Here is a 5,545-nt window from a genome sequence, read left to right as displayed (position 1 = left end):
GACGAATATCTGGCACTGCTGACCGACCACCAATGGGAGGACCGGCAGAACCGTAAGATCGAACGGCTCCTGAAACTTGCGGGGTTCAAACAGCCCGCCAACCTCGCCGATATCGATTATGTACAGAACCGAAATCTGGACAAAAATATGTTCGAGCGTCTGGCAACACTGGATTTTATGGCCCGAAAGGAGAACATTATCATCACCGGGGCATCGGGGACGGGAAAGAGCTATCTGGGGCAGGCATTGGGACACCAGGCATGTATGATGCAGTACAGGGCCATCTACTCCAATACCGCCAGGTTATTTAAAATGTTGAAAATGAGCAAGGTCGACGGCACCTATCTCAAGGAACTGAAAAAACTCCTCAAGGCGGACCTGTTGATCTTGGACGACTTTGGCCTGCAGAGCTTCGATAACCACGCACGGGAGGCCTTGATGGACATCATCGACGACCGGCACAATAGGACATCCACCATTATCGCTTCCCAGATACCGGTGTCGGCATGGTACGATATCATCGGGGAGGGAACCATTGCCGATGCCATTCTGGACCGTATCGTAAACTCCTCACATAGGATAGACCTCAAAGGGGAATCGCTAAGAAAAGGAATTTTAAAAAAGGAATAAAAACAAATTTTAACTATAATTGCAGTATCTCTCAAAGTGGCACCATTTGACCGAAATGGGTGGCACCATCACTCCGAAATAGCCAAAATTGCGGGTATATAGTATGATAATAAACCCATCATAGTGGAATGCTATTGAAATAGGAAAGAATAAATTTAGATTGATATCGAATGAAGTCAAAAGAATTTAATCGTAATGCCCAGTCTGAAAAAATTGAAAAGTTGTACCTATGTTGTACCCAAAAAATAAAACCTCTCAGTTTTGAGAGGTTTTATTACTATTAATTTGTAGTTGAAAAAGTGTGGGCGGGGAGACTCGAACTCCCCCACCTTGCGGCACCAAATCCTAAGTCCGGCTTGTCTACAAAACCCACTACATCCATGTTTACTTATAAAGTCTAGACTTAGTCTAACCAAAAAGAGTATTTAAAGCGTGAAATAGCTTTATTTTCATAACAAAACTATATCCAAATTGCGTGCAATTTGCGTGCAACGCCAAAAATAAAAAAGCCTTTCGAATATCGAAAGGCTTGATTTCACTAGCGGTCTGGACGGGACTCGAAACCCTTCTATTTTGATGTTTTTCTAATATCAATAATACCTATCCAAACCATTGAAGTTGTTCATTTATTAGACTTCTCCCTGTTTTTAAAAGCATCACTTGAACTGTAAAATAATCTAACAAAATTGAACCTCAACGAAATTTACCGTACAAACACCGTACAAAGTATTATATTTGCCCTGTTCAATTACAGTAATTATGGCAACCGTTAATTTCTTATACCGTTCTAAGCGACCGCAGGCCCCTCTAAATATTCGACTGCTGTTCAGAGTTGATAAAGATGACTACGTTATAGGGTCAAAAACAAAATTAATTGTCGAGAAAACGTATTGGAAAAAAAAGCACTCTACAAATTCTAAGGTTCCACTAATCAGAAATAAGCAAGTTGAGGTAAATTCCGAATTACAGCGTATCGAAAACCATGTACTCAATGCCCTGCAAAAAACCGATTTGTCGGTGGTGGACAAGAAATGGTTAACCCAGCAAATAAATGAATACTATAATCCTCCAAAGGCAAGAAACACACCGAACGGTACGGTTACTTATTGGATGGATAAAATAGTAGAAGATGCCCATTTAAGAGAAAATGCAAAAGGTGGCATTGGTATCGGGAAATCTAGGATTAATTCATACAATAGGCTGAAAAAACTTTTTTTAGAATTTCAAGGCGACAATACTTTTCAGGTTAAGGACATTGACAAGTTAAAATTCGAAAGTTTTAAAAAATGGTTGTTGGGTAAAAAAACCTATTCTCCAACGTATGTTTATAAAAAGGTTGCCGACCTCAAGACTGTTTGCATAGAGGCGCGAGCAAACGGAGTCTTAACTTCACCGGAGTTAAACGATATAAAGACCAAGACTATTTCGGCCTATGATGACGATATGGACGTAATCGTTTTAACGAACTCAGATATCGATAAAATAGAGAAAGCCCATCTTATAAAAGACGCCCATATTAATGCTAGAAAATGGCTTATTTTGGCTTGCTATACAGGCCAGAGGGGGCAAGCATTGACTAAACGGATAATAGCGGAGAATTTCCATAGATATGGGGAAAACTACATTATACAAATCAAGCAAATTAAAGGCAACAAAAAAGTCACGATTCCGGTACTGCCAAAAGTTCGGGAAATATATGAAAGTGGTTTACCTTACACCGTGTCTACCCAAAAGCTAAATAAGCATTTTAAGGAAGTCGGGGAAATCGCCAATGTTAATAACTTAGTCATGGGTCGAAAGCAAGACAAAAACACCAAAAGAGGCGTTAAAAAACTTCGCCCAAAATACGAATATATTAGTACTCATATTGGCAGACGAACTTTTGCTAGCAACCACTACGGCCAGTTGCCGACCGCAATAATAATGAAGGTTACCGGCCATTCCAAAGAATCTACCCTTTTAACTTACATCAATAAAGCGGACGATACTCACGTAGATGTATTCTTCGATTACTATAACACACTACCATCAGAAGAAATCCGCCAATCTTCACTAAAAGTGATCAAAAATGACACCGCCTCGTAGCCCCATTGTTGAAAAATAACTTACACGTTATTAAATCTCATTCTTATCTTGGGTAGTCATAAAAGCTACTTACCATGACGAATTACCATCTAGATAGGCACTTTTCAAAACTCTCCAATGACGAGGTTTTTATTATAATTGAATATTTAACTTCTCCTTTTAGTGATAGATTAGACCTAACCGCTTTAGACCAGCTCTTATGCTTGGCTGATTTGATTGGTCACATCAAAACAAAGAAGGTCTTGGTAAATACCATCAATCATTTAATATGGATTGGATGGTTTAAAGACATAAGCCAGATTAAAAATATCTTATTCGAAGTCGGTTCATTAAATATGTATAATAAAAGTGATGCTATCAAAATCAAAGGATTAGCGTACAGCGCACTGTTTAAATACGAACTAGCCTGTGGACAGATCTCAACAAATAATGCTACGGAGGTCAATAACCTTGTTATCAACCTCAAAGGGAGGGTATTAACCCATAATGGGGATGAGTTGCTTACGAAAAGTACATTAGCATTTTTGGAGGGAAAGACCGAATCTTTTACTCCTAATCACCGAGTTAAAATGCTCAACAAATTGGTTGATTATTATTCCCAAAAGGAGTGTGCTACAGATGACAAAATTGCTTCACGCACTCGAAGATATTTTCATAACCTTAAACAAACCTTTTCCCAAAATTCATCGTCGAAAACACATTACCCCTTGATAAATAAAAAAACACTTAAAATTTTTAAAAAATATTTGAAGCGACACATTATCGAGGACTATGTAGATCACAGTTACTTATTCCAACGGTTGTTACATGAAAAATTATTGGTGCCGACTAAACAGCAAATGTACATGAAATGGCTATTGGAATACGGCCACATCAAGCAGCCCCAATATGACTTACTTATAGAAAAAGGTTTTTTCAGGTCTTTGGCCAAATCTACTTCACATCAACGAGAAAATAATTTCAACCTACTATTCGATGAAATACTACCGAATATAATAGACTTCCGATAATCGGAAAAAACTGCCATAAATCGGGATTGAGAACGTCCGAAGTTTGCAATGTATTAATAAAAAAATATTTCGCAAATGCAAAAATTTCAATTTATCCCGTTGCCACCTGAAAAATTTGATGAGACGATGGCCCTAATAAAAGAGGTCAAAAATCAACTCAAATATCTTCAAGAAAATTTTCAGCCGAAAATACCGACGGAGTATCTAACCCGTCACGAAGTAGCAAGCCTTTTAAAGGTTGATATCAGTTCAGTACACAATTATACCAAGAGAGGTCTTTTGCAGTCCTATGCACTATCTGGCAGGGTATACTATAAAAGGTCAGAGGTAGAAGGTGCTCTTGTTAAACTTCAACAAAAAAAAGGCTAGAACTATGGAAAGAAATAATCTAGACAATTCCATTCTTGGACATGACTTAGCAATATTCAATCGATTTAACGTCACCAGCGGTAATAATAGGTTCGCGACAAGAAAAGAAATCGCCCAACTATATAACGTTCCTAGAAAGACCTTATCTAACAACATTAACAAGTTGAAAAAGGATGGGTTAATCAGTGGGGCCAAAATTGGCCATACTGCCATCGACGGTAAAAACTATAATACTGAGGTGTTTGACCTAAATGAAGTTATCGCAATAGGTTTCCGTTTGAGAAGCGACACCGCCATTCACATCCAAAGACACGCAGCCACCCTACTAGTGACAGAAATGAAAACGATGATTGATAAAAAGAGACTGCTCGAAATAGAGCTGAGCTATGCATGGAACAAATCTGACCGTGACGATTTAAACTATTGATAAACAGCTACAAATCAGCGACCATTGCCCAAGGCATTATCGGTCGATAAACTGGAATCCCGACCTACAATAGCTAATCGTATAACTTATATCTACAAATTATAGTGTTATCTATTATTAGAACTAGGGGAGACCTACAAAATTTTTGAACTATACGATTAGGTCATGAGTGTCAAACGATATTTTAACTTCCCCATACAATTGTTAGAAAATTTTATGCTATTTCCAAGAGATGTTTTAAGGGACATAAGGAATTATAGCTTGTACTCTATGACGAGATTATATGAACACGGAAATAAAAGCGAGAAAATTGCAAGTGCAAAAAAATTCTTTGGTTGTATCGGAGGAGATAACATAACAACGTTTAAGGAGGGTAAAAAAATTTTTAAAATGGTCCCCGATGGAAGTCCCATGGTGGGACTCAATATAGAAATTTACTTGGACTATTTTGAAAACGAAAAAAACGATTTCGAAAAAGCATGTCTACTGGGGTTTCTTGCGATTAAGAGCATATTGCAAAACAAACCTTACTGTAAGATTGATAATAAATTTTGGCTTTCTAGAATGGATGGCAAACCGAAAGCGGTAACATCTATTTCCGAACTCTCCCGATGCATTCGGGATTTTTCAAACCATTACCAAACTAGAAAGATAAAAAAGGAACTCCGTAATGGTTGGTATCTTATTACGTATTCACACTATACAAGGGGCTTTTATGTTAGTTTTCGACTGAATTTAGTGCAGCTAGTCTACGAAGCGGAGAAAAGGAGAAAATCAACTAAGCAAAAACAGTACAAGGAATCGGAAAAAAAAGCGCGGCTTATTGCTCTGAATAAGCTTCATACAGAAGGTTAGATATATAGACTCCATTGATTCTCTCTCGATCAAATTTTCATTTGATCACGTGTTAAAATATCTGTGTAGGATTTGGGTGTGTAATTTAAACTCTGTCCGGTTCACTTTTCATCCATTTCAAAACTTGTCGGATCTTTTATCCGACGGGTTTTGGAATGCGCCCCCGCGG

General features: G+C 37.9%; 6 protein-coding genes. All 6 read left to right on the top strand.

Annotation, left to right across the window (positions count from 1 at the left end; genetic code table 11):
- The coding region (istB, locus tag BLT07_RS20350) for an IS21-like element helper ATPase IstB (protein WP_091874418.1) at positions 1-630 on the top strand (630 nt) is incomplete at its 5' end.
- Between the two features lie 759 nt (positions 631-1,389).
- Positions 1,390-2,715, top strand: coding sequence for a phage integrase SAM-like domain-containing protein (locus tag BLT07_RS20345; protein ID WP_091874416.1), 1,326 nt, complete (start codon positions 1,390-1,392; stop codon positions 2,713-2,715).
- A gap of 74 nt (positions 2,716-2,789) precedes the next feature.
- The gene (locus tag BLT07_RS20340; protein WP_091874414.1) at positions 2,790-3,725 is read left to right on the top strand and encodes a hypothetical protein; all 936 of its coding nucleotides are present in this window, start codon (positions 2,790-2,792) and stop codon (positions 3,723-3,725) included.
- Positions 3,726-3,800: 75 nt separating this feature from the next.
- The gene (locus BLT07_RS20335; protein WP_245726629.1) at positions 3,801-4,094 is read left to right on the top strand and encodes a helix-turn-helix domain-containing protein; all 294 of its coding nucleotides are present in this window, start codon (positions 3,801-3,803) and stop codon (positions 4,092-4,094) included.
- Between the two features lie 4 nt (positions 4,095-4,098).
- Positions 4,099-4,521: a helix-turn-helix domain-containing protein gene (locus tag BLT07_RS20330; RefSeq protein ID WP_091874413.1), complete on the top strand. Its 423-nt coding sequence runs from the start codon at positions 4,099-4,101 to the stop codon at positions 4,519-4,521.
- A gap of 201 nt (positions 4,522-4,722) precedes the next feature.
- Complete coding sequence (locus BLT07_RS20325) at positions 4,723-5,376, top strand: hypothetical protein (RefSeq protein ID WP_139205186.1); 654 nt, start codon at positions 4,723-4,725, stop codon at positions 5,374-5,376.
- Positions 5,377-5,545 lie beyond the last annotated feature (169 nt).

This window comes from Pricia antarctica (genome assembly GCF_900101815.1).
GTDB lineage: Bacteria > Bacteroidota > Bacteroidia > Flavobacteriales > Flavobacteriaceae > Pricia > Pricia antarctica.
Note: the sequence above shows the minus strand (reverse complement) of the source record. Positions and strands in the feature narration are given on the sequence as shown.